This is a genomic window from Cognatishimia sp. F0-27 (assembly GCF_020667845.1).
Taxonomy (GTDB): domain Bacteria; phylum Pseudomonadota; class Alphaproteobacteria; order Rhodobacterales; family Rhodobacteraceae; genus JAFMPQ01.
The window spans coordinates 70741-96841 of the sequence record NZ_JAFMPQ010000019.1 but is presented as its reverse complement, the minus strand read 5'-3'; the positions used below and the strand labels follow the sequence as shown (position 1 = coordinate 96841).

The following is a 26101-nucleotide window of genomic DNA, read 5'->3' as shown; positions in this document are numbered from 1 at the left end:
CCCCCCGCTGTGCTGAGACCCGCCTTCGGCGTGACGGGCAGGCCCCCCGCTGTGCTGAGACCCGCCTTCGGCGTGACGGGCAAACCCCCCGCTGTCGTAACGCCCGCCTTCGGCATGAGGGGCAGGCCCCCCGCTGTCGTGACCTGCGTCAGCTGCGCCGTGAGCGCGCCCTGCGCGGCCCTGACCCGCGCGCGCCGCAGCACCATGCAGCCCACCGTGTTCCTGACCGGCACCGACCGCGTCACGCTCCGGCCCCGGGCGGCTCCGATGCCCATCTGCCGCAGCAGGCCCGTGCTCCGGGCCGTCGGCGACTCCGCTGCCCGGGGCCGGGGCGCGCGCCGCATCCCAGCCGGGCCGTTGATCCTTGCGTGACCCGGCCTCGGCACAGGGCGCCGCCGCGGCCTCCTCAATCGCCGACCAAAGCGCCACAGCCGGGCAACAGACCCCGTGCACGGGGCTCCACGCGCCCACGCCCGGAAGCGCTTTCGATCCGCGCACCGGCGCGGCATAGAGCCCCGCGGCCAAGGCCATCTGGGCCAGCGCGCCTTGTGCCGCCACCGCCCCGCCATTGTCACACAGATGCGCCAGCCGCCGCAGTGTCGAAACCGGCAGGGTCGACACCGCATCGAGCCGCGTGTCGGCCCGGCCGTCCGCCGGCAGCACCGCCAGCGCTATGCCCTTGCGCTCGGCCAGCGCCCGCACCTGCTGCAACCCGTACTCCCAGTAAGGCACCCCGCCGATCAACCGGATCAGGATCCCCTTCGCGCCCGAGAGCGTGTTTTCCACATAGGTGTCGACGGATAACGGATGGCGCAGCGCGGCAAGATTGGCCAGCCGCAGGCTCGGCATCCGCCCGTCTGGCCCGCCCCCCCTGTGCCAGCCCGCGCCAAACGCCCCGAGATCGCTATCCGAAAACGACAGCACCACAAGATCCGCCGGACTCTGTCCGAGGTCGGTCGGGGTCTCGGTCTCGTCCAGACCGTGGCTCTCGCGGAAGATCACATGCATAAGCGTGGTCCGGTCCGGCTGGCCGCGGCGCGGGTGCCACGAAGGGCACGCGCCGCGGCGTGTTGCGCTCTGTCTACTCGGCCGCCTCCGCGACCACGCCAAGCACCGCACGGATGGTCTGCGTGTCGATGTCGTCATGCTCGGCAATCACCACCAGACGGCCTTGGCGCGGCTCGTCAGGCTGCCAGAGCCGGTCGAACTGGTGGCGCACCCGCGCCCCGACCGCCTGCACCAGGAGCCGCATCGGCTTGCCCTGCACGGCGGCGTAGCCCTTCACGCGCAGGATGTTGTGCTCATTGGCCAGCCGCTCGATCGCGGCCACAAGATCGGCGGGATCCGCCAGCGCGGGAATGTCGACGACGATGCTCTCGAAATCCTCGTGATCGTGGTCATGCGGGCCGTCATGGTGGCTCGGACGCGCCTCCATGTCGTCCTCCGCCGCGGCCTCCAGCCCGAGGATCACGCGCGGATCCACAATCCCTTCGGCCACTTCCACCACCGGCAGCGGGCGCGGCGCTTCCGCGGCGATCACCGAGCGCGCCTTGGCAACGCCCTCCGGCCCCGCCAGGTCGGGCTTGGTGAGCAGGATGATATCGGCACAGCTGATCTGGTCCTCGAACACCTCCGACAGCGGCGTCTCGTGATCGAGGCTCTCGTCTGCCAGACGCTGCGCATCCACCGCCGCCACGTTCGGCGCAAACCGCCCGGCCGCGACCGCTTCGGCATCGGCCAGCGCGATCACGCCATCGACGGTGATCTTCGAGCGGATATCGGGCCAGTCGAACGCCTTCAGCAGCGGCTTCGGCAGGGCCAGCCCCGAGGTCTCGATCAGGATATGGTCGGGGCGCGGCTCCAGCGCCATCAGCGCCTCGATGGTCGGGATGAAATCATCCGCCACCGTGCAGCAGATGCAGCCATTGGCCAGCTCCATGATGTTCTCCGCCGGGCAATCCGGGATCGCGCAGCTCTTGAGGATCTCCCCGTCGACGCCCACATCGCCGAATTCGTTGACCACGATCGCGAGCCGCTTGCCGCCGGGGTTCTGCATCAGGTGGCGGATCAGCGTGGTCTTGCCCGAGCCGAGAAAGCCGGTGACGACGGTGACGGGAAGCTTGGCAAGATCGCTCATATCAGGAGTCCTCGAACAGGTTGGGGGCAGGGGGGGTGACCGGCGGCAGCCGCGCCGCACAATTGCGCTTGAAATGCTCCGGGCGCTGGCGCCACGGGATGATGCCATCGGCGGTGTCATGGTATTGCACCGCGCCGTCAAGGATCATCTGCGCATGCGCTGTTTCGTCCACATTGGCGAACACATAGGTCCACTTCCGATCTCCGCCGCGCAGCGCTACGGTGCACCCGAAATCGCAGTTCTGCAGGCATTCCACCGGCGTGATCCGCAAACCGTCCGGTGTGCCGATCCCGGTCAGCGCCTCGTAAAGCGCCGCGCCGGGGCGGCGATCGTCCTCGGGGATCTCGCGTCCGCGTCTGCATTTCACACAGACCAACAGCTCGGTCTGCTCTTGCGCGGGCGCGCGGGTGGTGGTCATGGCTTCGGTCCCATCTGGCATGGCGCGTGGGTCCGATGGCGGGGCAACGCCGCATCCCGCGGCGCGCAATCCGACACCGGGACACCCCGCCCGGTCGCATTTCTCTCGCGCTGGCAGGTCTCCCGGCTTCCGAATCTCGGGCGGATGCCCGGCGGCCGCCCTGCCTTCCCGACCCGGTTGGATCAGTGGCCCTGAGCGTCCTTTTCGGTCACGGTCGCGGGGGCGGCTGCGCTTGACCGTGAATTCACGGCTGCACATTCCCTTTTCACCTGTTTACACAGGCACCAGCTCGGGCAAACCCTCGTCCGAAATCCGAAACCTTGTCAAGACAGAGGAATGTCACATGACCGAGGATATCAACGCCCGCCACGCGGAGAAAATGCGCAAGATCAAGGCCGCGCGCGACAAGATGATGGAAACCAAGACCGAGGAAAAAGGCCTCATCATGGTGCATACCGGATCGGGGAAGGGCAAATCCTCCTCCGGCTTCGGCATGATCATGCGCTGCATCGCCCATGGCATGCCCTGCGCGGTGGTGCAGTTCATCAAGGGCAACTGGGTCACGGGCGAAAAGATGTTCCTGCGCGACCGTTTCGCCGAGGAATGCCGGTTTTTCGTGTCCGGCGAAGGCTTCACATGGGAGACGCAAGACCGCGAGCGCGACATCGCCGCGGCGCAGAACGGCTGGAAGATCGCCCGCGAACAGATCCTCGACCCGGACATCCAGTTCGTGCTGCTCGACGAGATCAACATCGCGCTGCGCTACGATTATCTCGATATCGACGAGGTGGTGGACTTCCTGCTGACGCAGAAACCGGCCATGACCCATGTCTGCCTGACCGGGCGCAACGCCAAGCCCGAGCTGATCGAAGCCGCCGATCTCGTGACCGAGATGACGCTGATCAAGCACCCGTTCCGCGACGGAATCAAGGCCCAGAAAGGGGTCGAGATGTGATGTTCAACGCCGACCTGAATGCGGCGACGGAGCGTCACCGCGAAGTCTACGGTTTCTACGAGAAGCTCTACACGGCGATCGACCTTGTCGCAGCCCTCTGTTTCGTGGTCGGCTCTTGGATGTTCTTTTATGAAAGCCTCCAGATCCCGGCCACGTGGTTCTTCCTCATCGGCTCCGTGTTCTTCGCCGCGCGCCCGGCCTCGCGCTTCGCGCGCGAATACCACCTCGCGCGTCTTCCGCTGCCCGGCGACGCCGATCCGGACAAGGACCCCTCATGACCCACATGACCCGCGCCCCTGCCACCCCGAACCGCCGCAGCTGACCCGCCCTATGTTGCGCAAGACCAAGCCGAAAAACCGGACAGCTCCATGATGATTGCACATCTCCCCGCCGGGTATCTCCTTGCCACTGGGCTTGATGGCCGCGTCGCGACCCTTGCGTTCTGGGGTGTTCTTTTTGGAAGCATCGCGCCCGATCTGGATATGCTGTGGTTCTTTTTCGTCGATCAGGGCGCGTCGCACCATCACGGATACATCACCCACCGTCCTGCATTCTGGTTGTTTGTGCTGCTGGCCGGAGTGGTGACGCGCAACCGCTTTATTGCGGGCGCGGGCGTCGGCGCTCTCTTCCATTTGCTGCTCGACAGCATCGTCGGTGAAATCGCTTGGGCCTGGCCGATCTCCGATGCGACATGGCCGCTTGTCATTGTGCCTGCCACCCAGAATCACTGGATTCTGTCGTTCCTGTTCCACTGGACCTTTCTGGTGGAGCTTGTGGTATTGGCTTGCGCTGCCCTTGTGTTCATCAGTCGAAGACGGGTCCGATGAGTAAGCCGTCGCAACCCGCAACCCTCGTCACCTACCGCATCACTCCGCGCCGCGCAGTGGCTGTGCCGCGCTTGCGTATCGCGCTGTTCACCGATCTGCACGCCTGCACCCGCGTCATGGAAGGGCCGCGCATCGACGCGCTGGTGGACCAGACCAACGCGCTCGGCGCGGATATGATCTTGCTGTTGGGGGACTATTCCGGGCATCTCTTCGGGTGCAAACCGCTGGAGCCTGCGGATGTGGCCGCGCGGCTGGCCCGGCTCACCGCCCCTTCGGGGGTGTTCGCAGTTTTCGGCAATCACGACTGGCGTGACGACCCCGGCGCGATTGCAACGCTCAGCCCGACCGTCTGGCATTCCGCTTTTGACGCGGCGGGGATTGCCACGCTGAACAATGCCACCACGGCGCTCACGCATGACGGCATCCCCTTCACCCTCGCCGGTCTTGACAGCCAGCGCGTCGCCAAGCCGTTCTGGGGCAAGGAATGGACCGGGGCCGACGATCTGCCGGCGGTTGCCGCCGCGCTTGATCCGGAGCGCTTCACCCTTCTGATGGCGCATGAGCCCGACATTTTCCCCGAACTGCCCGGTCATGTGGACCTCACCGTCTGCGGCCATACCCATGGCGGCCAGATCGCGCCATTTGGCAAACCGCTCGTGGTGCCGTCGCGGTTCGGCACGCGCTACGCGTATGGGCGGTTTGTGTCCGGCACGCGGCAGATGGTCGTGTCCGGCGGTCTGGGCTACACCGATATTCCGGTGCGGATCGGTCGCCCGCCTGAAATCACGCTGCTGGACATCGCCGGGTCGGCGGTCGGCGCGGCGGAGGCGCAGACGTGAGCCGCCGCATCCCTTTTGCATCGCGCATGCGCATGGGTTGTGCATGGAATGTGCATGATTTGTGCATCCGCATTTTTGCACAAGAAGCCGCTTTGAGCTGCGCTTCAGTGCACGCGTTCACAAATTTCCACAAGAGGAGCACCCCATGAGTCGCGCGGTGATGCTTCAGGGCACAGGCTCCAATGTGGGCAAATCCATGCTCGTCGCCGGGCTCTGTCGGGCGGTGCGGCGGCGGGGACTGTCGGTCGCGCCGTTCAAGCCACAGAACATGTCGAACAACGCCGCCGTCACCCCCGACGGCGCCGAGATCGGCCGCGCGCAGGCGCTTCAGGCGCGTGCCTGCGGCCTTGCGCCGAATGTGGACATGAACCCGATCCTGCTCAAGCCCGAAACCGATATCGGCTCGCAGGTTGTGGTGCAGGGCAAGCGTCTGGCGACCGTGCGCGCGCGCGAGTATGCGCGGCTCAAACCCACACTCATGGGCGCAGTTCTGGAAAGCTTCAACCGCTTGAAATCACGCCATGATCTGGTGATCGTCGAAGGCGCGGGCAGCCCGGCCGAGGTCAATCTGCGCGCGGGCGACATTGCCAATATGGGCTTTGCGGAGGCCGCGAATGTGCCTGTGATCCTGTGTGGTGACATCGACCGCGGCGGGGTCATTGCGCAGATCGTCGGCACCCAGGCGGTGCTCCCGCCCGATGATGCTGCGCGGATAAAAGGTTTTCTGATCAATAAGTTCCGTGGCGATCCCACACTCTTTGATGATGGCTACAAGATGATCGAGGCCAGAACCGGCTGGCCCGGATTCGGCGTCGCCCCGTGGTTCGCAGATGCCTGGCGGTTGCCCGCCGAAGACGCGCTCGACATCGCCACCGGCCCGAATCGTGGGGCGTTCCACATCGTCTGTCTGCGCCTGTCGCGGATCGCGAATTTCGACGATCTCGATCCGCTCGCTCAAGAGCCGGGCCTGCGCGTGACGATGCTCGCCCCCGGCCACCCAATCCCCGCCGATGCGGATCTCGTGATCCTGCCGGGCTCCAAATCCACGCGGGGGGATCTGGCGTTCTTGCGCGCGCAGGGCTGGGATATCGACCTCTTGGCCCATCATCGGCGCGGCGGGCGTGTTTTGGGAATCTGCGGGGGGTATCAGATGCTTGGCACCTCCGTTGCCGACCCGGAGGGGATCGAGGGCCCGGCTGGAGAGACCGCGGGGCTTGGGTTGCTTGATGTCGCCACCGTCATGGGCGGAGACAAGAGCCTGCGCGCGGTGGCCGCCCGTCATGTCGGGCTCGATTGCCCTTTTGAGGGGTATGAAATCCATATCGGGCGCACGACCGGACCCGATTGCGCGCGCCCCTTTGCCTTTGTTGGCGACGCCGCCGATGGCGCGGTTTCGCCCGATGGGCGCGTCGCTGGGAGCTACCTGCACGGCATGTTCGCGGATGACCGCTTTCGCACCGCGTGGCTGACGCAGATGCGCGCGCCGGTCTCCGACTTGGCCTATGAGGTTGGTGTCGAGACCGCCCTGGATGCGCTGGCGGACCATCTGGAGACGCATCTCGACGTTGCGGGCATCCTCTCTGTCGCGCGCTGATCGCTCACCGCGCCGACATCGCGTCGACGAGCTGTGGCCAGCGGTCTGACGGCGGCATGCCAAGGCGGATCCAGCTGGTCGAATAGGGGAAGATCCGGCTCCAGACGCGCCCATGCGCCAACGCGTCCTGTGCTGCGGCGGCGTCGGGCGTGTCATAGGTGCGAAAGAGCGTCGTGCCGCCCACGAGCCGCCACCCGCACGCCTCTGCCAGCGCATCCAGACGGGCGCTGTCGCGCTCCAGCCGCGCGATGGTGGCGCGCTGCCAATCGCCATCTGCAAGTGCATGCTGCGCAATCGCGATAGCCGGTCCCGAGACGGGCCACGGTCCGGCAAGCCCCGCGAGCCGGTCCGCAAGCGCCGGTCGCGCCAGCGCGAAACCGAGCCGGACCCCGGCAAGCCCGTAGAATTTTCCGAAGGAGCGCAGCACGACCACGTTGGGCAATGCGTCTCCGAGCAAAGGCGCAAGCGAGTGCGGCTCGGTCGGGTCCATGAAACTCTCGTCCACCACCAGCAGCCCCACCGTCGCCGCCAGCCTGCGCAGCGCATCGGCCGTGTAGAGCCGGCCATCGGGATTGTTCGGCGTCACAATCACCGCGATCTCCGCTCCGGCGCAGGCATCGGGCTGCGCCACCTCGTCAACCGGCCATCCTGCCATGCGCAGACAGGCGGCATGCTCGTTGTAGGTGGGTCCAAGCACAACCGCACGCCCGGTTGCCGGGCGCAGGAAGGGCACCATCTGGATCGCGCCTTGCGCGCCATGGGTGGCAACAATCGCGGCCTTGGTGCGGTAAGCGCGGCGGGCGGCGTCGATCAGCCCGGCCATGGCGGTTCTTGTTGGCAGATCTGCCCATGCGCTCTGCGGGATCTCGGGCACGGGATAGGGCTGCGGGTTGATGCCGGTCGACAGGTCCAGCCAGTCCGCCGCGGTGCCGCCATAGCGCTGCATCGCCTCGTCGAGATTGCCGCCGTGATCTTTTTCCATGGTTGTCATGGCGGTTTAGAACAACGCGAGCGCGGCCAGCGCAAGGGCACAAATCGCCATTGTGCGCCGGTAAAGCGCCAGCGCCCGGTCAATATCGCGTGGCTTGGGGTCGGGCGCCTCACCGTGAAGCCATGGCTCGTTGGCGATCGTATCGCCATAAAGCCGGGGCCCGGAAAGGCGGATGCCGAGCCCTGCGGCCATCGCGCCTTCCGGCCAGCCCGCATTGGGGGAGCGATGTCGCGGCGCGTCCCGGCGCATGACCGTGACCGCGTGGCGCATCCTGCGCCCCGAGGCGAGTGCAAAAAGCAGACCGGTCAGGCGCGCGGGCAGCCAGTTGGCAAGATCGTCGAGCCGGGCCGCGGCTTTTCCGAACGCCTCATAGCGGTCCGAGCGGTGACCGATCATCGAATCGAGCGTGTTGATCGCCTTGTACCCGGCCAAGCCCGGCAACCCCGCCACGACGCCCCAGAAAAGCGGCGCGATGATGCCGTCGGAGGTATTCTCGGCGAGGCTTTCGATGGCCGCGCGGGCGACACCGGCATCGTCGAGCCGGGCAGGATCGCGCCCCACGATCATGCTCACCGCGTGCCGCGCCGCCGGCAGATCTCCTGCCATCAGCGGTTTGGCGACCGCGGCCACGTGGTCATGCATCGCGCGCACTGCGATGAGCGGCCAGGCCAGGATGATGGCCAGCACATGCCCTGTCCAGGTGCTTGGCAACACGCTCTGTATCGCCCAAAGCGGCAGCAGCGCCGTGGCCAGCACAACCAGCGTCGTGGCCGCACCGCCTATGAGGCGCGCGCGTCGCGATCCGTGGTTCCAGCGCCGCTCCAGCCCCGCGATCAGGGCGCCGATCCACGTAACGGGATGGCCGATCCGCGCATAGAGCCGGGAGGGCCAGCCGATCACCCCATCGAGACAGGCGGCCCCCAGCATCACCAGAGCGAAGTTCATGATGACCGACCCCGCCGCGTCGGTCGCAGCGCCGTTCGCGCCGCGTCGCGCGATAGGTGCATATGGGGCCGCCCCACGTTCGGCTGTGCTTGGCGGTGCCCGGCGCTTGCGAGCGCGAACGGGCGTCTGGGCCTTGGGGGCTGCGTTTCTAGCCTGCGTTTTTGCGGCATCACGCGGCGCGCGGTCCGCTGGCGGGGCGCGGGAAGGGGAGGCTCATCGCACATCGCGCGCGGAAATCCGGGCGCGGCAAGGAGCCGCATCACGCTGATTAGACGACCTTTTTGGCGACATTCGCTTCGCTTTCCACTTTTCTTTCCCGGCAGAAAATGGTCTCCCACATGGCAATGGTAAAGTCGATACTCATCACCGGGGGCGCGCGGTCAGGCAAGTCCGCGCTTGCCGAACGCAGAGCGCTTCGGGCGACGGGACGTGCGGTATATATCGCAACGGCGCAGGATTACGGCACCGACCCCGAGATGACCAACCGGATTGCCGCCCATCAGGCGCGGCGAGGACCGGAATGGCGCAGCGTGGCCGCGCCGATCGATCTCAGTGGCGCGCTGAACGCGACGGACGAGGGAGACCCGCGGCTGGTTGATTGCCTAACTCTGTGGCTGACAAATCTCATGCTGGCGGATCAGGACTGGCGCGCCGAAACCGAGCGGCTTTTGACCACGCTGGCGGCGCAGAACAGTCTGGTGCTTTTTGTGACGAACGAGGTCGGTTCCGGGATCGTGCCGGAGAACCGGCTTGCCCGTGAATTCCGGGATGCGGCGGGATGGATGAACCAGACCGTTGGCGCCCGTTGTGACGAAATCTGGCTCGCGGTGGCTGGCCATCCTCTCAAGGTGAAACCCGATGACCCTTCTTTCTGATTGCACCTCTCTGGCGGATGTGGCCGCGCTGACGGCGTCCTTGCCCGCTGCGGACATGCAGGCTGCCCAGGCGGCCACCGACCGCCAGATGAGCCTGACCAAACCGCCCGGCGCATTGGGGCGCCTCGAAGACCTCGCCGTGTTCATGGCGTCCTGGCAGGGCACGGACCGGCCGCAGATCACGGAGGCGCAGGCGCTCGTCTTTGCGGGAAACCACGGCGTTTGCGCCCAGGGCGTGAACCCGTTTCCACAGGCGGTGACGGCCCAGATGGTGGCCAATTTCGAAGCGGGCGGTGCCGCCATCAACCAGCTCTGCGCGGTGTCCGGTGCAGCCTTGTCCGTCATCGCGCTGGATCTCGACAGGCCGACCGCCGATATCACCGAGGCCGATGCCATGTCTGCCGAAGACACGCTCGACGCGATGCGCCGGGGGGCCGAGGCGGTATCGCCCACGGCGCAGGTCATTGTGTTGGGCGAGATGGGGATCGGCAATTCCACCATCGCGGCCGCGCTGGGGCTTGCAGCCTTTGGCGGCACGGCCGCCGACTGGGTCGGTCGGGGCACCGGATCCGATGATGCGGGTGTGGCGCGCAAGGCCGATGTGGTTGCGCGCGCGGTCGCGCGGGCCGAAGGGCGCCGCGGCCTGGAGATGCTCGCGGCGTTGGGTGGGCGCGAACAGGCGGCGATCTGTGGCGCCGTGCTCGAGGCGCGCGCGCGGCGCATCCCCGTGATCCTTGATGGGTTCATCTGCACCGCCGCTGTGGCGCCGCTGCAAGATGCCGATCCCACGGCGCTGTTTCACTGTGTGGTCGGCCATGCCAGCCGCGAGCCGGGCCATCAGAAGCTGGTCGAGGCCATGCAGATGGACCCGATCCTGTCGCTGGACATGGCGCTGGGCGAAGGGTCGGGGGCTGCGCTCGCGCTCGGCGTGCTGCGTGCGGCGCTTGCCTGTCACAATGGTATGGCGACCTTTGCCGAAGCGGGTGTGTCCGACGCCTGAGGCGGATCTGAGCGGAATTGCGGGGGTGCGGAGCGGCCTGGGTCTGCGCAAGGCGCCCCGATCTCTTCAGCGCCCGCACGGGGGCGACCCGTCGCGGCACGCGCCTTTCCCGCGCCAAGCCCTTGCATGACAGCGAAAACCGCGCATCCTGTCCGGGGCAATCCGGAAAACAGGGCAAGGTGCGCGGCATGACAGAAACGCTCGACATGGCCATTCGCGGCGGCCGGATCGTGACGCCCGAGGGTATCGTCACCGGCGATCTCGGCATCCGCGACGGGAAGATCGTCGCACTCGGCGCGGTGGGCACCATCGCTGTCACGGAGATCGCCGCGCAGGGCCGCTGGGTCATGCCCGGTGGTGTGGACACCCATGCCCATATCGAACAGATGTCGGGCATGGGGCTCTGGAACGCCGACACGTTCGAGACGGCCACCCGTTCCGCCGCCATGGGAGGAACCACCACGGTGATCTCCTTTGCCGCGCAAGCCAGCGGGCAGTCGCTTGGCGACGCGGTGGCCGACTACACCGCGCGGGCGCAACGCGGCGCGATGATCGACCACGCGTTCCATATCACGATCACCGACACGTCTGTGGCAGAGTTCGAAGCGGATCTTGCGCGGCTCATCGCCTCGGGTCATCGATCGCTCAAGGTTTTCACGACCTACAACATCCAACTCGACGATGCGGATTTGCTGCGGGTTCTGGGGGCCGCGCGCGCGCATGGCGCCTTGATGTGCGTGCATGCGGAAAACGACGCGATCATCGCCCATGCGCGCGCGGCGCTCATCGCAGAGGGGCGTCTGAGCCCGCGCGATCACGCCCGCTCCCGACCGCGCGAGGCAGAGATCGAAGCCGTCACCCGCCTGTGCCATTTTGCCGAGTATCTCGATCAACCGATCATGCTTTTCCACATCTCGACAGCGGAGGCCGTGGCGGTGATCCGGGCGGCGCAGGCGCGTCGCGTTCCGGTCTGGGCAGAGACCTGTCCGCATTACCTTCTGATGACAGAGGACATTCTTGATCAGCCGGGGATGGCGGGCGCGAAATGGATGTGCTCGCCGCCGCAACGCACACGCGCCGACCAGGGGGCGCTGTGGCAGGCGCTGTCTGACGGGGTGCTGCACCTCGTCTCCTCCGATCATGCGCCTTATCGCTTCGATGAGACCGGCAAACTCGCCGCCGGACCGACGCCGGGATTTCCGGAGATTGCAAACGGCTTGCCAGGATTGGAGACACGCCTGCCGGTGCTTTTTGACGCCATGGTCAGTCGGCCGGGCGGGGCGGGGCCGGAGGCCTTCGCGGCGCTGACGGCCACGCAACCCGCCGCCATATACGGTCTCTCGGGCAAGGGCGCGATCGCGCCGGGTATGGATGCAGATCTTGTGATCTGGGATCCGGACCGGGAGGTGAGATACGGCCCGAACGATCTGCATGACAATGTCGGCTACAACCCCTGGGAGGGGCGGACAGTCGTCGGCTGGCCCGCGCAGGTTATTCTGCGCGGAGAAACGATCATGGCCGAGGGTGCGTTCCACGGCAGGCCGGGGCAGGGCCGGTGGGTCCCGCGTGCCGAAGCGCCCGCCCGCCCGCAGCCACCGGAGGCCCGCGCATGAGCCGTCCTGCTTTGGGCAACCAGCTTGCCATCACGTTCTTCTATTGCCGTGACCTCGACCGGGCGATGCGCTTTTACGAGGATGTTCTGGGGCTGACACTCGCCATCGATCAGGGGTGGTGCAAGATCTATGCCATCTGTGACGGGGCTCATGTGGGGCTGGTGGACGAGGCGCATGGCATGCACAAATGGGCCGCCGTCAAACCCGTGCAGCTGTGCATCCGCGTGCCGGATGTGGATGCATGGCATGCCTATGCCAAGGAGCGCGGGCTGGATGCGCTGTCGGAGCTCTTCGTGAACGAGGCGATCGGGATCCGCGCTTTTGTGTTCAACGACCCGGAGGGCTATCAGATCGAGATCCAGTCCGCGACGAGGCCGGGCGCATGAAGCCGCTGGTGATCCTCAATCCCAACTCATCGCAGACCGTGACCGACGGGATCGCGGCCTCCATTGCACCCTTCGAGCGTTTCGGCGTGCCGTTGCGTTGTCTGACGCTGGCCGAGGGGCCGCCGGGGATCGAGAGCCAGAAACAGGCGGATCTGACCATTGCGCCGATGCTGCGGCTGGCGGCGGACCAGACCGATGCGGGGGGCTACGTCATCGCCTGTTTCGGGGATCCGGGGCTGCACGCGCTGCGCGATCAGACGCGGCTGCCGGTGGTGGGCATTCAGGAGGCGGCGGTGATGACCGCCCTGACGCTGGGCCAGCGGTTCGGTGTCATTGCGATCCTTGCCGCGTCCATCCCACGGCATTTGCGGGCATTCGGAGCGATGGGGGTGCGCGATCGGCTGGCCGGGGATCGCGCGCTTGGACTGCCGGTTGCCGCGCTTGCGGATGCGGAGAGGAGCCTGGCCGCAATGATCGCGACCGGCAAGCGCCTGCGCGATGAGGACGGCGCCAATGTGCTGATCATGGGCTGTGCCGGGATGGCGCATTTCCGTGACCGGCTTGAAGACGCGATCGGTTTGCCGGTGGTCGAGCCTTGTCAGGCGGCCGTCGGGCAGGCGCTGAGCCTGATGGCAACCGGGCTGTCGCACCGCACGGAAAGGAACAACGATGCTTGATGAAACCGCCAAGGGCGTCTTTACCATCGCGGTGACGCCGTTCCTGCCCGACGGGGCGCTCGATTTCGACAGCATCGACCGTATGGTGGATGCCTATGGCGCGCGCGGCGCCACGGGACTGACCATTCTGGGCATGATGGGAGAAGCCGGCAAGCTCTCGGCAGATGAGGCGGTGGCTGTTGTGCGCCGGGTGACCGCGCGCGCCACGGTTCCGGTGGTGGTCGGGGTATCCGCGCCGGGATTTGCGGCCATGCGCGCGCTCAGCGCCGCTGCGATGGACGTAGGGGCCGCGGGAGTGATGGTGGCGCCGCCCTCCGGCCTGAAGACCGATGCGCAGATCCTCTCCTACTACCACGACACTGCCGAAACGCTGGGGCCGGTGCCCTTCGTGTTACAGGACTTCCCCTTGGCCACGGGGGTGCAGATCGCGCCGTCGGTCATCCTCAAGATCGTCGAGGATTGCCCGACTTGCGTGATGCTCAAGCATGAAGACTGGCCGGGGCTGGAGAAAATCTCGACCTTGCGCGCAGCTTCCAACGACGGTGCGCGCCGGATCTCGATCCTGTGCGGCAACGGGGGCCTGTATCTGCTCGAAGAGCTGATGCGCGGCGCCGATGGGGCGATGACCGGTTTCGGGTATCCGGAGATGATGGCGCAGGTTGTGCAGGCTTACACCGCGGGCGAAGAAACCCGCGCGCGTGACGTTTTCGACGCGTACATGCCCATGATCCGCTACGAGGCGCAGCCCGGTCTCGGTCTGGCGATCCGGAAGTATTCGCTTGCGCGGCAGGGGGTTATTGCCCATCCGACGCTGCGCAAACCCGGTGCCGGGCTATCGCGGGCGGCCATGGCAGAGATTGACGCGCTTGCGGACCGTCAGGCGCTCAAACTGCGGGCACTGGACCTGGCGCCGCCTCGGATGTGACAGGCTTTGCCGCTTCAAGATCTGCGGGACCTGCGTCGCCGGGGCGCATCGGTCGGCGGCTCAGCTTTGCGCCGCTTCCGCGCCAGATGGCGCCCGTCGGGCCGGATCACTTGCCGTAATAGTCCCGGAACCAAGCGACGAATTCAGCAATCCCGTCGCGCACATTCGTCGAGGGGCGATACCCGGTGAGCGATTGCAGCAGGCTTGTATCGGCCCAGGTCGCAGGCACATCGCCGGGTTGCATATCCATGTAGTTGCGCTTTGCCTCGATCCCCAGCTCCGCCTCGATCGCCTCGACGAAATCGAGCAGCCGCACCTTCTCCGAATTGCCGATATTGACCACGCGGAACGGGGCCACCGGGGACAGCGTGTCGTTCTCGGCGATGTTGTCGGGCGAGGCCGGGCGCTCGGGCACCGCATCCATCAGCAGGCGAATGCCGCGCACAAGGTCGTCGATATGGGTGAAATCGCGATACATCTCGCCATGGTTGTAGATATCGATTGGCCTGCCTTCGAGGATCGCATCGACGAATTTGAACAGCGCAAGATCAGGCCGCCCCCAGCTTCCATAGACCGTGAAGAAGCGGAACATCGTCGTCGGGATATCCCACAGATGCGCATAGGAATGCGCCATGCTCTCATTCGCCTTTTTGGTGGCGGCATAGATCGTCAGCTGCGCATCTGCCTTGTCTGTCTCCCGGAAGGGCATCTGCTCGTTCGCGCCGTAGACGGAGGAGGTCGACGCCATCAGCAGATGCTGGACCGCGTATTCGCGCGCGATTTCCATGACGTTGAAGGTGCCGACCACGTTGCTGTCGATATAGGCGCGCGGGTTCTCCAAAGAGTACCGAACCCCGGCCTGCGCGGCGAGATGCACGATCATGTCCGGCTGGACGTCGTCCGCCACACGGCGCAGGAGCGCGTCATCCTCAAGCATGCCTTCGGTGAATGCAAACCCTTCGGATTGCAGCAGGATCTGGGTGCGGCGCTGTTTGAGACGGACATCGTAGTAGTCTGTCATCCCGTCGAAACCGTGCACGGAAAAGCCATCGCGCAGGAGTTGCCGCGCAAGGTGGAAACCGATGAAGCCGGCCGTGCCGGTGATAAGGACCTTTTTCAAGCGCTGTTATCCTCGATCAAAACGACTGTGGCCGGGGTGGCCGTCTGCATGTCCGGGCCCGCGTCCCCATGCGCCCGGCGTTCGGCGGGCCTCTGCGGGACGGGCCATGCGTGACCGCGTTCATCGCGCGCCGTCGTCGGAATGCGGCGTCGCCCGGTGGGTCACGCGGGCGCTGCCGGGCCACTTTGGCTGGATGTGCCAGCCCGCCATGCAATTGTCCAGCATGGGATCGCGGCTGTGCTGTCGGTCGTGTGTGGCAGACCCCGCCAGGCATGGGGCTGTTCGCTGTCCCAGCGCCCATCTCCTTTTTTGCCGAACCCGAAGCCATGGGCGCCGCGTATCCCGTGACCGAGGCGCATCGGCACTGCCCGGCTTTCAGGCGCGAGCCGTGCCGCGGGCTCCGGCAAGGGGCGAGCGTGTGACAGAAGGTGACGGGCCGTGAGCATTGCATCCGCGCCACGCTCGTTTACTACAGTGCTGTTTTCCTGCTCCGAGGTCCCATGTCCGTTTCAATGCTTTCCACCTTCGTCAAACCCATGCATCCCGAGGGTCGGCGTTTCGTTGCCATTGCTGCCGTGTTGACCCTTGCCCTGTTCTGGGTCTGGGAGCCGCTGGGCTGGCTGGGCGCAGGCCTGACGGTCTGGGTCTATTACTTCTTCCGCGATCCAGAACGGGTCTCGCCGACCCGTGCCGATGTGATGGTGTCGCCCGCTGACGGGGTGGTCTCGCTTCTGGAACCCGCCGTGCCGCCGGCAGAGCTCGGGCTTGGGCCGGAGCCGCGCTTGCGCATCTCGGTCTTCATGTCGGTCTTCAACTGCCATGTGAACCGCCTGCCCACCGAGGGCCGGATCGAGACCGTGGCCTACCGTCCGGGCAAATTCCTCAACGCGTCGCTCGACAAGGCTTCCGAAGACAACGAGCGCAATGGCCTTCATGTGGTCCTGCCTGACGGGCGAAACTACGGCGTCGTTCAGATCGCCGGGCTGGTCGCACGCCGGATCCTGTGCTGGTCCGAGGCGGGGCAAACCCTGTCGCGGGGAGAGCGTTTTGGCCTGATCCGCTTTGGCTCGCGGCTCGATGTCTATTTGCCTGACGGCGCGACGACCACGGTGCGCATCGGCCAGACGATGGTTGCCGGCGAAACGGTGATTGCCGACCTCTCCGGCCAGCAGAACGAGGCGTAAGCATGACGCAAGAGCCGCGCGACACGGAGATCGGTTCGGAGCATCGATCGGTTTCGCTGCTCCTGCTCTTGCCGAACATGGTGACGCTGCTTGGCATGAGTCTCGGGCTGACCGCCATTCGGTTTGCCATCGAGGGGCGCTTTGCACTGGCTGTCTTTCTGATATTGCTCGCCGCGCTTGTCGATGGGCTCGACGGTCTGGTGGCGCGGCGGCTTGGTGCGGAATCGCCGATGGGCGCGCAGCTCGATTCGCTTTCGGATTTCCTTTGCTTTGGTGTGGCACCCGCCCTTGTCGTCTACCAGATGCATCTTTCGCAGGGATCCGGGATTGGCTGGGTGACTGTGCTGCTCTTCTCGGCCGCCGCCTGTTTGCGGCTGGCGCGCTTCAACGTCGCCAAGGGCGAAGCCGATCGCGAACCCGCCCCGAAAATGTATTTTGTCGGCGTGCCTGCGCCGTCGGGTGCGTCTTTGGCGCTCTTGCCGGTGTTCCTGACACTTGCCGGTGTTTTCGAGGCCGGATCGGCACCGTTTGGCGTGATGGTCTGGCTGTGCTTTGTCGGCGTGTTGATGATTTCGCGTCTGCGGACACCGTCGCCACGGGCCATCAAGGTTCCGCGCAGGCTCGCGGTCCTGATCCTCTGTGCCACGGTGATCGTGATCGGACTGCTCTTTACCCGCCCTTGGCTTTTGCTGGTGGTGCTCAACATGCTCTATCTCGGCGTGGTGTTGCAGGCGGTGCTGCGCCGGCGGGGCAGCGTATTTTTCTGACCCGAGCAGGGTGGAGCGGCTCTGTTCGGTCCCCGGTCTCGCCGACATTCGACATCCTGTCATGGCTGATACTCCCGCGCATGGCGGCGGCCGCGCAGGCGGTGCGGCGTGCCATTTGTGTGGACAGGTGACAGAAGGCACCGATTTGCGTTACCCTGACCGCATTCATGCCTATCGCGGAGGATTACATGCCGCACCGTTCTCGGACTATTTTTGCGAGCCTCGCCATTGCCCTCGCTGTCCTGGGGGGCTCGAACAGCGCGTCGGCCCAGGACGAAACGCGGGCCGATCTTTTGTCATTTGCGCAAGGCGCGCTTCCCATTGCGATCACCTCCACCGGGACGGATATGCGCGTCGGGATGGATCAGGCCCTTGCCATGATCGACGGGGACCATTCCGGCTTTGTGGCGCTGCGCAAACCCGCCACGCCGGAGGACGTGCTGGAGATCACCGTCTCGTTGCCGGCCCCCACCGTGTTTGACGGGTTCGCGGTGCCCAACATTCTGGAAACCCCCAGTCCCTCTCAGACCTTTTTCCGGGAGGTCACGGTGTTGGGTGCCTCCGAGGGGCCGGAGGGGCCGTTTGTTCCGTTGGCCGGTGCAGTGCTCGCGACCCATGACGAGAAGGGGCAGTTCACCGCGCTCGAGATGCGTTCTGAAAGGCCTGAGGTGCAATGGGTGCGCCTTCGGTTGCGGGGCGGGATCGACATCCAGCGCGACCAGACATTCATGGAGTTTTCCGAGATCATCGGGACCGGAACCCAGCGCGCGGCCCCCCTGTCCGAGACGTTTGGCGGTGTGTGGGGCGGGCGCGGCGTGAAAATGGAACTTGCACAGAATGGCGCCACGGTCAGCGGTTGTTATGATGGCAACGCCACGCTGACCGGCACGGTTACGGGGCCGATTCTGCGTGCCTTGGGGGCGGACAGCGCCGGGGTGCCGTCGCAATTCATCCTGATTGCCGATGCCGAAGGCGGATTCCGCGGTTTGCGGTCCAGCAATGGCGCTCCGTTCAAACCCTATGATGGCACACGCTCCGAGCAGCCACCCAAATGTCTGGAGCCAGAGGTTCCGACCCTGGGATGTGGCTCCGTCGTGCACGGGATCGGCTTTGACTTCGACAGCGCCGCCATCCGGCCGGAATCGAACCAGATCCTTGCCGATCTTCATGCAGGATTGCGGGCAAACGATGCGACCCGGATCGAGATTATCGGACACTCCTCCAGCGAGGGGGACGCGGCGTACAATCGTGCCCTGTCCGAACGCCGGGCACAATCGGTTGTGGCTGCGTTGGTGGCGCTGGGTCTCGATGCCGCGCGCCTCTCCGCCTCGGGGCGGGGGGAGGACGCACCGATTGCCAGCAACGCGGACGAGGCGGGCCGGTCACTGAACCGGCGGGTGGAAATCTCCTGCACGGGGTGAAACAGGATCGCGGGGGCCCGGTCGGGCCTGTTCCGCCGCCGGGCTACCCGACCCGGAGCTATCACACGGTGCTTGTGACACGGTGCTTGTGACGTGGTGCTTGTGACGTGGTGTTTGTGACACCGTGGCCACAGTGGCTGTCGATGCATGAAAAATCCGGTTAACCATGACTTAATTATGCCGCGATTTTGAGGTTCTTCGTTTTCGGAAAATAGAAGACGAGTGCGCAGCAGATCATGTTCCAGATCCCCGATAGCTGGTCGCCCCGTGTTTTGACGGGGCAGGAGACCTCCGACACACTCACCGGCACGGACGGTGAAGAGATCATCAACGGTCTCGCGGGCGATGACCTGCTGCTCGGGCTTGCCGGGATCGACAAGCTCAATGGCGGCGACGGAAACGACACGCTCCTTGGCGGCGAGGGGATCGGCATCCTGAACGGTGGTGCCGGGAACGATGTGATCGAAGGCGGTTCCGACCGGGACAGGCTTGCGGGCGGCGATGGTGACGACCGGCTTGCCGGGCACGACGCGGGCGATGTTCTGGCGGGCGGTGAAGGCAACGACTCGCTTGACGCAGGCGGCGGCGATGACCGCGCCGATGGCGGCCATGGCAACGACACGATCAAGGGTGATCTCGGCAACGATTGGGTCAATGGCGGACCGGGCAACGATCTGATTTTCGGAGACGATGGCAATGACCGCATGACCGGCGGCCATGACCATGACCGGCTTTTCGGCGGCGATGGCAATGACTGGATGGCCGGTGGCGCGGGCAATGACCTCGTGATCGGCGGCGCCGGAATCGACCGGATCTCCGGGGGCACCGGAGCGGATACGGTCAGCGGCGGTCCGGGTGATGATTGGGTGACCGGTGGAGACGGTGATGACAGCGTCAGCGGCAATGCCGGAGATGACCGGATCGAATCCGGCACCGGCAACGATACGGTGAGCGGCGGGGCCGGTCACGACCGGATCGCGGGCGGCGATGGTGACGACCGGATGCGCGCCAATTCCGGCGACGATACGATCTGGGCCGGGTCCGGCAATGACAGTGTGGATGCCGGGAGCGGCGATGACCTGTCTTCAGGGGGGGACGGTAACGACCTTCTGGAGGGGGGGGGCGGCTCCGACACCCTGCACGGCAGCGACGGCGACGACACCGTTGCCGGGGGCGGTGGCGCGGACAGCCTCACCGGCGGAAACGGGCGCGACCTGCTGACCGGCGGCAGTGCGTCCGACACGCTTTACGGGAGTGACGGGGCCGATACGGTCGATGGTGGATTTGGCAACGACCGTCTGTTTGGCGGCACCGGGGCCGACAGCGTTCTGGGCGGCTGGGGTGCGGACAGCATCTGGGCCGGTGCGGATGATGACAGCGTCGATGCCGGCGGCGGTCACGACCTTGTCTTTGGCGGGCAGGGCGCGGACAGGCTGATTGGCGGTTTCGGGCAGGATACCCTTTACGGCGGGGCCGGCAGCGACTGGATCGATGCGGGCGAAGGTGCCGACACTGTTCAGGGTGGCGATGGCAGCGATACCCTGTCGGGCGGCGATGGCAATGACAGCCTGAGCGGCAACAACAACAACGACCGGCTTTTCGGGGGCGATGGCTCCGATCGGCTCTTCGGGGATCGTGGCAACGATACGCTGGACGGCGGTGCGGGGCGCGATACGCTGGCGGGGGGTGATGGCAATGACAGCCTGACAGGCGGTGCGGAGGCCGATGCCTTTGTCTTTCGCTTCAACCGTGATCCCGGCCATGACCTCGTTGCGGATTTTGTGCCGGGCGAAGATCGGCTTGTGCTCGAAGGGGTGGCGCTTGACGCGCTGACCATTCTGCAAACCGCCAGCGGTGTCCTGATCGGACACGAGCAGGTCAGCGCGAACGATTGGGCGGCGAGCTCTTACCGCTATGCGGTGATGCTGGAGGGGGTCGACGTGTCGCGCCTGTCCGAAAGCGATTTCGACTTTCTTTGACGAGCATGCGCTGCCTGCGGGAGGGAACCCCCGGACCCGGTCGCCGTGAGGGGGCCACGCCCTCGGATCACGCGCGCAGCGCCTCCGGGGCAGCGGTCGCAACAGAGATGTCGCGCTTCATCTTGTCGGCCCGCAGGATGTAGTAGGAACTCCCCGCTTGAACAACCCTGAGATTGCCGGCTTCGGGCGGCAGGTAATTCACCGGCGCTTCATCGAGCATCCATGAATTCGAACTCGTGGAGGTAATCGTGCGATAGAAATGCTGTCGCTCGATCCATGAACTTCCCCGTGCGAGTTGCTCATCGAGCAGGAACACGGTGCCCCCGGTTTTGCAAACGCGGAACAGCTCGGCCAGCGCCTTGCTGCCCATGGCTTGCTGGTTGACGCCGCCAAAACTGGTGACCACGTCAAAGCTCTCGTCCTCGAAGGGCAGGGCGACGGCGTCGCCGACATGCAGGTCCAGCCCGGGGAATTTCGCGCGGCCTGCGGCGATCCCGTTCGGATTGGAATCAACCCCGACGGTTTGACCGCCGGCCTCCGCGATAGCATCGCTGATATGGGCCAGAAAGCTGCTGCCATCCCCGCATGCCACGTCGAGCACCTTGGGTGCGGGATGGGCAACGGCGGATTGCGCGATTGCTCGGCTCAAGGGACGGCGGCTGAATCCTTTCTGGATCTCGGGGTTGAAATGCTGGCGCGCACGGAACCAGCGGTCGACCTCCAGATCCATCAGAAAACCATAGATCATCAGCAAGCCGAGCGCTTGCCACCAAATACCTTCGGCCAGAAGAAGCAGCGCCGCACCACCGATCAGCAGGCCGAATTGCACGGCTTTTTGTGCGAGTGCCACCAGCATCATGCCCAAAAACACGACCGGCATCATGACATTGGAGCCAAAGGTGCGCGACACGGTCATGCGCGTGAGCTGGTACAGCGTCGGCAGGAAATGCAGCGCCAGAACCGCGGCAACCGCCCACCCGTGGCCCCAAAGCACCACGCAAAGCGCCAGGGCGACAAGCGTCCGCAGGGCAAGAAACTCCAGCGCCCATGTCCGTTTCGGAAAGCATTGCCAGAGCCAGTTATCCGGCTTGAACCCGTCGGGAAGCGCGTCCCCGGTCACGCGTCGCTGCAGGGCATCCATAAGGTTGATGCGGAATTCACGGGCCTTGCTTGTCGGTGCATCCATGGTCGTTCCCTTGTCTGACCTTTGCGTGGGGACCCGCAGGGTGTTTTGTTGATCCGCTTTTTGACCTGCCTTGGCACCTGAATGTCGAAAGCCGCTTTTGCGATGCCGATCCGCCAGAGCGCTGTGGGATTTTCGATCATCCCGATCTTTTCGACCCGGTCTCAGGCAAACCGGGTGACTTTGGGTCAACGCTACGGGGTTGTGCGGCCTTCTGTCAATGAAGAGTCCACAATTTTAGGATGATTAATATCTGGCCGCCACAGGTAGAGAATGAACAAACTTAGCGAGTATAAGTGAATAAAAATTGACGTTAAGGTTGTGCGTCTCTAAACGTGGATGACGTGCTTGCCGACGTTCGAATAGCGCTTGCGTGGTCTAAGTAATTGACGGTGTTGTATGTTTTTTCCCGATTCTCTCCCCGGCTCGATCTCTTGCCCCCGGCCTTTCTCCGAGATGGCTGAACCCTCCGCACTTGCACGTTTTACGTGTATCGAGGTGCCGCTGTCATGAATGTCCGGCCATCCCGATACACGGCGCCAGTGGGCGATGGGGTGGCCTTTCTCTTTCCGGGACAGGGGTTCCAATACGCCCAGATGGGCCGCGCGCTGTATGATGGGGAGCCGGGATTCCGTCGGACGATGGAGCGGCTCGACGCGCATCTCACGTCCGGCGGGCACCAATCGGTTCTGGAGCGTCTTTACGACGATGCCCTCGGCAAGGATGCGCCTTTTGATCAGACCGTCCTCACCCATCCCGCGATCTTCATGCTCGAGATTGCGCTGGCCGAAAGACTGATCGCCGCCGGCGTTGTTCCGCAGGCCGTCCTTGGCAGTTCGCTCGGCGAATGCGCCGCCGCCGTTGTCGCCGGAACGATCGGTGCAGAGGATATGCTTGATTGCGTCGCCGGAGCCGCGCAGGCGGTGGCCAAAGCCTGTCCGCCCGGACGCATGCTCGCGGTCATGGCAGGCGAGGCGCGCGTGGAGCGGCTTTGTCGGGAATGCAGTGGCGCGTTGACGCTTGCCGGCGTCCACGGGCCGGACAATGTGGTTGTGTCCGGGTCGCCCGATGCGATTGCAGAACTCGCAGGACAAGCCGCGACCTCCCGCATCGCCGCCATTGCCTTGCCGGTGACACATGCCTTTCACGGCCCCGGCATGGATCGCGCTGCGGCGGAGATCGACGCCATCTTTGCCGCCAAGTCGTTTGCCGCTCCGAAGATCCCGTGGATTTCCTGCCGGACAGGGCGCGTTGTCACCCGCGTCACGCCCGGGCATTTTGCAGCGGTCGGACGCGACAGGATCCGATTTGTCGAGGCTGCCACGCAATTGACGGAGCTGCCGGGGCTACAGGCGCTCGTCGACCTTGGGCCATCGGGGAGCCAGGCCACTTTGGTGCGGCAGGCGGTAGCGTTGCCGGCCACCGTGGTCGGCCATGCCATTCTCTCTCCCTACGCGTCCGGGGATGCGGAACTTCACAATCTGCGCCGTGTAGAGACCGCACTCACCATGACCACCGACGCGAGCGCATCCGTGCCGCTTGCGGCCCCCGCCGCGCCACGTGTCGACGAACCAGCGCCCGCAAAGAGGCGCGCGGTGGTTTTCGCCGGGCAAGGGGCGCAGATCCGGGGTATGGGCGAGGCATTGTTTGCACGCTACCAGGAGCAGACGGCCGAGGCCGACGACATTCTGGGATATTCCATCGCCGCGCTTTGCCGCGACGATCCCGATGGGCGCCTGCGCGACACGCGTTATACCCAGCCCGCGCTCTTTGTGGTCAACGCTCTGGCCTATCGCGCACATCTCGAAAGCGCCGATCCGCCGGACATGCTCGCGGGGCATTCCCTCGGCGAGTTGAATGCGCTTGTGGCCGGCGGCGCGTTTGATTTTGCGACCGGGTTGAAGATCGTGAAAACCCGTGGCGCGCTGATGGGCGATGCGCCGGCGGGCGCGATGTCCGCCGTTCTCGGTCTGGGCCGCGATGTCATCACGCAGGTTCTGGCAGCGCAGGGTCTCGATGCGGTGGACCTCGCAAATATCAACACCCCATCCCAGCTGGTGATTTCCGGCGACGCGGCCCAGGTCGCCGCCGCCCGAGACCCTCTCGAGCGTGCCGGGGCCAAGGCCGTCATTGCGCTTCCGGTGGGGGGCGCGTTCCATTCGCGGCTGATGCGTCCGGCGGAAGAAGCTTTTGCGCAGGCTGTGGCCAGCCATCGGATCGGCGCCCCGGTGATCCCGGTTCTGTCCAATGTCACCGGTCGTCCGCATGGCCCGGACAGCGTCGCCTTTGGCATGGTGCGGCTGGTTTCGCGCCCGGTGGATTGGGTCGGCTGCGTGGAGCACATGCTCGAAGCCGGCGTCGATACGTTCACCGAAATCGCGCCCAAGCCTGTTCTTGCGAACATGATTGCGGAGACCCGCGCAAGCTGGACCCCGCGCCCCGCGAAGCGGGATCGGCCAGAGACGCCCTCGACGGCAACGGTGCGCGTCGATGAAGCTGAAGCCGCAACGCCGCCCAATCCCGCACCGTCAGACGCAAGCCGCGCGGCGCCACTGGCGCTTGCTGAGGATGCTGACAAAACGGCCCCCGCTCCGGCGCAGCCCGTGGCCGAGCGCGTCGCCATCAGCCCCGCCCCGGCAATCCGTCGGGGCCTTGGCTTCGCAGCGGAAACGCTTGGGTCAGCCGCATTCCGAACGGCGCATAACACCCGCTACGCGCATATCTGCGGGGCGATGGTGCATGGTATTGCGAGCGTGCCCTGGGTGGTGGCCTGCGCCAGAGCGGGCATCCTGTCCTTCTTTGGCTCGGGCGGGCTGTCTCCGGAGCGCGTCGAACAGGCCATTCTCGATCTGCAAAAACAGCTGGATCGCGACGCGCCCTGGGGCATGAACCTGCTGAACGGATCCAACGAGGCGGCCAATGTCGCGCTGTTTCTCAAACACGGTGTGCGCCGGATCGAGGCTTCCGCCTATGTGCGCATTTCGAAGGACCTTGTGCGCTACCGCCTCAGCGGACTTCAGCGCGACGGTGGCGCCATCCACATCGTCAACCGCATCGTGGCCAAGCTCTCGCGACCCGAAGTGGCCATCGCGTTTCTCAGCCCGCCCCCGGCGGAGCTTGTGGCCGAGCTTCTGCGGGAGGGCGGGATCGGCCCGGAGGAGGCGGCCTTGGCCGCGCATATCCCGATGGCTGACGACATCACCGTGGAAGCCGATTCCGGAGGACATACGGATCAGGGGGTTGCCGCGGTGTTGATCCCCGCGATCTGTCGCCTGCGTGATCGCATCCGCAGCGAACAGGGCTACGCCGCCTCTGTGCGCATCGGGGCCGGTGGCGGGATCGGCACGCCCGAGGCGGCGGCATCCGCGCTGATGCTGGGCGCCGAATATCTGGTGACCGGCTCCATCAACCAATGCACACGCGAGGCCGGAACCTCGGATCTCGTCAAACAGATGCTGGCAGAAGCGGAGGTGCAGGACACCGCCTATGCGCCAGCCGGTGACATGTTCGAGATCGGCGCGCGGGTACAGGTTCTGCGCCGCGGGGTGTTCTTTCCGGCGCGCGCCAACCGCCTGTTCGAACTCTACATGCGCCACGACTGTCTTGAGGATATCGACGCCCGCTCGCGTCAGCAGATCGAGGACAAGTATTTCCAGCGCAGTTTCGACTCGGTCTGGAAGGAATGCTGCGACTACTGGCCACCGGAGGCCATAGCCCATGCCGAGCGCGTGCCGAAACAGAAGATGGCCTATGTCTTCCGGTGGTATTTTGGCCTCTCGGGGCGCCTCGCCCTGCAAGGCGTCGCGGCGCGCAAAGTCGATTTCCAGATCCACTGCGGCCGGTCCATGGGCGCGTTCAACCAGTGGATCCGTGGCGAGCCGCTGGAAGACTGGCGGGCCCGAACGGTCTCGGCGGTCACCCTTCGGCTGCTCGAAGGCACTGCACAGAAACTCGAAACCGCGATTACCCGCCTCATTCCGGAGCCTGCCCATGCCTGATGCCTCGCCCCAAGCCCTCAAGATCCGCGCCTATGTCGAAGACCAGTTCCTTGTTCAGCATGGCGTTGATTTCGAGGATGACACCAACCTGTTCGAAGCCGGTATCATGGACAGTTTCGGCTATGTGCAGCTTGTGGAGTTCCTGCAAACCGAGTTCGGCGTCGCGTTTGATGATGATGCCATCCTCGGCAACGTCATGGTGTCTCTGGAGCGCATGGTTGAGTGCCTGCAACAGAGTGCTGGCACCATGCCCGTGACTGGCTGAGC

General features: G+C 65.4%; 23 protein-coding genes, 1 pseudogene and 1 riboswitch. Of the genes and pseudogenes, 17 read left to right on the top strand and 7 right to left on the bottom strand.

Going from position 1 to position 26101, the window contains the following annotated elements; all coding sequences use genetic code 11:
- The 3 genes and pseudogenes from J1C49_RS11820 to J1C49_RS11810 all read right to left on the bottom strand — a co-directional run.
- A pseudogene (locus tag J1C49_RS11820) lies at positions 1-1008 on the bottom strand (hypothetical protein); the annotation flags it as partial.
- Positions 1009-1081: 73 nt separating this feature from the next.
- On the bottom strand, positions 1082-2137 hold the full coding sequence (gene cobW, locus J1C49_RS11815; RefSeq protein ID WP_227446032.1) for a cobalamin biosynthesis protein CobW: 1056 nt from the start codon (positions 2135-2137) through the stop codon (positions 1082-1084).
- Position 2138: 1 nt separating this feature from the next.
- A complete protein-coding gene (locus J1C49_RS11810; protein WP_227446031.1) occupies positions 2139-2576 on the bottom strand; it encodes a DUF1636 domain-containing protein in 438 nt (145 codons plus the stop codon).
- A 73-nt stretch (positions 2577-2649) separates the two neighbouring features.
- Positions 2650-2859, bottom strand: a riboswitch (cobalamin riboswitch).
- Positions 2860-2898: 39 nt separating this feature from the next.
- On the opposite strand from J1C49_RS11810, the gene cobO reads away from it, so the two are divergent.
- The 5 genes from cobO to J1C49_RS11785 all read left to right on the top strand — a co-directional run bounded on the left by cobO (position 2899) and on the right by J1C49_RS11785 (position 6770).
- The gene (gene cobO, locus J1C49_RS11805; RefSeq protein WP_227446030.1) at positions 2899-3510 is read left to right on the top strand and encodes a cob(I)yrinic acid a,c-diamide adenosyltransferase; all 612 of its coding nucleotides are present in this window, start codon (positions 2899-2901) and stop codon (positions 3508-3510) included.
- Positions 3510-3788, top strand: coding sequence for a YrhK family protein (locus J1C49_RS11800; RefSeq protein ID WP_227446029.1), 279 nt, complete (start codon positions 3510-3512; stop codon positions 3786-3788). Before cobO ends, J1C49_RS11800 begins: the two co-directional genes overlap by 1 nt.
- 90 nt (positions 3789-3878) lie before the next feature.
- Positions 3879-4337 carry a metal-dependent hydrolase gene (locus J1C49_RS11795; protein ID WP_227446028.1) on the top strand — a complete coding sequence of 153 codons (459 nt, stop codon included), beginning with the start codon at positions 3879-3881 and terminating at the stop codon, positions 4335-4337.
- Positions 4334-5176 carry a metallophosphoesterase gene (locus tag J1C49_RS11790; RefSeq protein WP_227446027.1) on the top strand — a complete coding sequence of 281 codons (843 nt, stop codon included), beginning with the start codon at positions 4334-4336 and terminating at the stop codon, positions 5174-5176. The genes J1C49_RS11795 and J1C49_RS11790 overlap by 4 nt, the downstream gene beginning before the upstream one ends.
- A 145-nt stretch (positions 5177-5321) precedes the next feature.
- A complete protein-coding gene (locus J1C49_RS11785; RefSeq protein WP_227446026.1) occupies positions 5322-6770 on the top strand; it encodes a cobyric acid synthase in 1449 nt (482 codons plus the stop codon).
- Positions 6771-6774: 4 nt separating this feature from the next.
- Here the strand turns inward: J1C49_RS11785 and cobD are convergent, their stop codons facing one another.
- The gene (gene cobD / locus J1C49_RS11780; protein ID WP_227446025.1) at positions 6775-7752 is read right to left on the bottom strand and encodes a threonine-phosphate decarboxylase CobD; all 978 of its coding nucleotides are present in this window, start codon (positions 7750-7752) and stop codon (positions 6775-6777) included.
- A gap of 15 nt (positions 7753-7767) precedes the next feature.
- Positions 7768-8706 (bottom strand): adenosylcobinamide-phosphate synthase CbiB, encoded by a 939-nt coding sequence (cbiB, locus tag J1C49_RS11775; protein ID WP_227446024.1) that lies wholly within the window; start codon positions 8704-8706, stop codon positions 7768-7770.
- Between the two features lie 344 nt (positions 8707-9050).
- On the opposite strand from cbiB, the gene cobU reads away from it, so the two are divergent.
- The 6 genes from cobU to J1C49_RS11745 all read left to right on the top strand — a co-directional run bounded on the left by cobU (position 9051) and on the right by J1C49_RS11745 (position 14182).
- Entirely contained in the window at positions 9051-9581 is a 531-nt protein-coding gene (gene cobU / locus J1C49_RS11770; RefSeq protein WP_227446034.1) for a bifunctional adenosylcobinamide kinase/adenosylcobinamide-phosphate guanylyltransferase, read from the top strand.
- Positions 9565-10581, top strand: a complete 1017-nt coding sequence (gene cobT, locus J1C49_RS11765) for a nicotinate-nucleotide--dimethylbenzimidazole phosphoribosyltransferase (protein ID WP_227446023.1) — start codon at positions 9565-9567, stop codon at positions 10579-10581. The genes cobU and cobT overlap by 17 nt, the downstream gene beginning before the upstream one ends.
- A 188-nt stretch (positions 10582-10769) precedes the next feature.
- Positions 10770-12194: a dihydropyrimidinase gene (gene hydA, locus J1C49_RS11760; protein ID WP_227446022.1), complete on the top strand. Its 1425-nt coding sequence runs from the start codon at positions 10770-10772 to the stop codon at positions 12192-12194.
- Complete coding sequence (locus tag J1C49_RS11755; protein WP_227446021.1) at positions 12191-12580, top strand: VOC family protein; 390 nt, start codon at positions 12191-12193, stop codon at positions 12578-12580. The genes hydA and J1C49_RS11755 overlap by 4 nt, the downstream gene beginning before the upstream one ends.
- Entirely contained in the window at positions 12577-13257 is a 681-nt protein-coding gene (locus tag J1C49_RS11750) for an aspartate/glutamate racemase family protein (RefSeq protein WP_227446020.1), read from the top strand. The genes J1C49_RS11755 and J1C49_RS11750 overlap by 4 nt, the downstream gene beginning before the upstream one ends.
- The gene (locus J1C49_RS11745; RefSeq protein ID WP_227446019.1) at positions 13250-14182 is read left to right on the top strand and encodes a dihydrodipicolinate synthase family protein; all 933 of its coding nucleotides are present in this window, start codon (positions 13250-13252) and stop codon (positions 14180-14182) included. The genes J1C49_RS11750 and J1C49_RS11745 overlap by 8 nt, the downstream gene beginning before the upstream one ends.
- Positions 14183-14288: 106 nt before the next feature.
- On the opposite strand, the gene J1C49_RS11740 is transcribed toward J1C49_RS11745, so the two are convergent.
- A complete protein-coding gene (locus tag J1C49_RS11740; RefSeq protein ID WP_227446018.1) occupies positions 14289-15302 on the bottom strand; it encodes an NAD-dependent epimerase/dehydratase family protein in 1014 nt (337 codons plus the stop codon).
- Between the two features lie 500 nt (positions 15303-15802).
- Between J1C49_RS11740 and J1C49_RS11735 the strand changes: the two genes are divergently transcribed.
- From J1C49_RS11735 to J1C49_RS11720, 4 genes are all read left to right on the top strand, one after another.
- Positions 15803-16486, top strand: coding sequence for a phosphatidylserine decarboxylase (locus J1C49_RS11735; RefSeq protein ID WP_227446017.1), 684 nt, complete (start codon positions 15803-15805; stop codon positions 16484-16486).
- A 2-nt stretch (positions 16487-16488) separates the two neighbouring features.
- Positions 16489-17253, top strand: a complete 765-nt coding sequence (gene pssA / locus J1C49_RS11730; RefSeq protein WP_227446016.1) for a CDP-diacylglycerol--serine O-phosphatidyltransferase — start codon at positions 16489-16491, stop codon at positions 17251-17253.
- Between the two features lie 188 nt (positions 17254-17441).
- Positions 17442-18674 carry an OmpA family protein gene (locus tag J1C49_RS11725; RefSeq protein WP_227446015.1) on the top strand — a complete coding sequence of 411 codons (1233 nt, stop codon included), beginning with the start codon at positions 17442-17444 and terminating at the stop codon, positions 18672-18674.
- A gap of 236 nt (positions 18675-18910) precedes the next feature.
- A complete protein-coding gene (locus tag J1C49_RS11720; RefSeq protein ID WP_227446014.1) occupies positions 18911-20653 on the top strand; it encodes a calcium-binding protein in 1743 nt (580 codons plus the stop codon).
- A 67-nt stretch (positions 20654-20720) separates the two neighbouring features.
- Here J1C49_RS11720 and J1C49_RS11715 read toward each other — a convergent pair whose 3' ends face one another.
- The gene (locus J1C49_RS11715) at positions 20721-21839 is read right to left on the bottom strand and encodes a class I SAM-dependent methyltransferase (RefSeq protein WP_227446013.1); all 1119 of its coding nucleotides are present in this window, start codon (positions 21837-21839) and stop codon (positions 20721-20723) included.
- Positions 21840-22345: 506 nt separating this feature from the next.
- Here J1C49_RS11715 and fabD point away from each other — a divergent pair.
- Positions 22346-25834, top strand: a complete 3489-nt coding sequence (fabD, locus tag J1C49_RS11710; protein WP_227446012.1) for an ACP S-malonyltransferase — start codon at positions 22346-22348, stop codon at positions 25832-25834.
- Entirely contained in the window at positions 25827-26099 is a 273-nt protein-coding gene (locus tag J1C49_RS11705) for an acyl carrier protein (protein ID WP_227446011.1), read from the top strand. The genes fabD and J1C49_RS11705 overlap by 8 nt, the downstream gene beginning before the upstream one ends.
- The last annotated feature ends 2 nt before the right edge of the window (positions 26100-26101 follow it).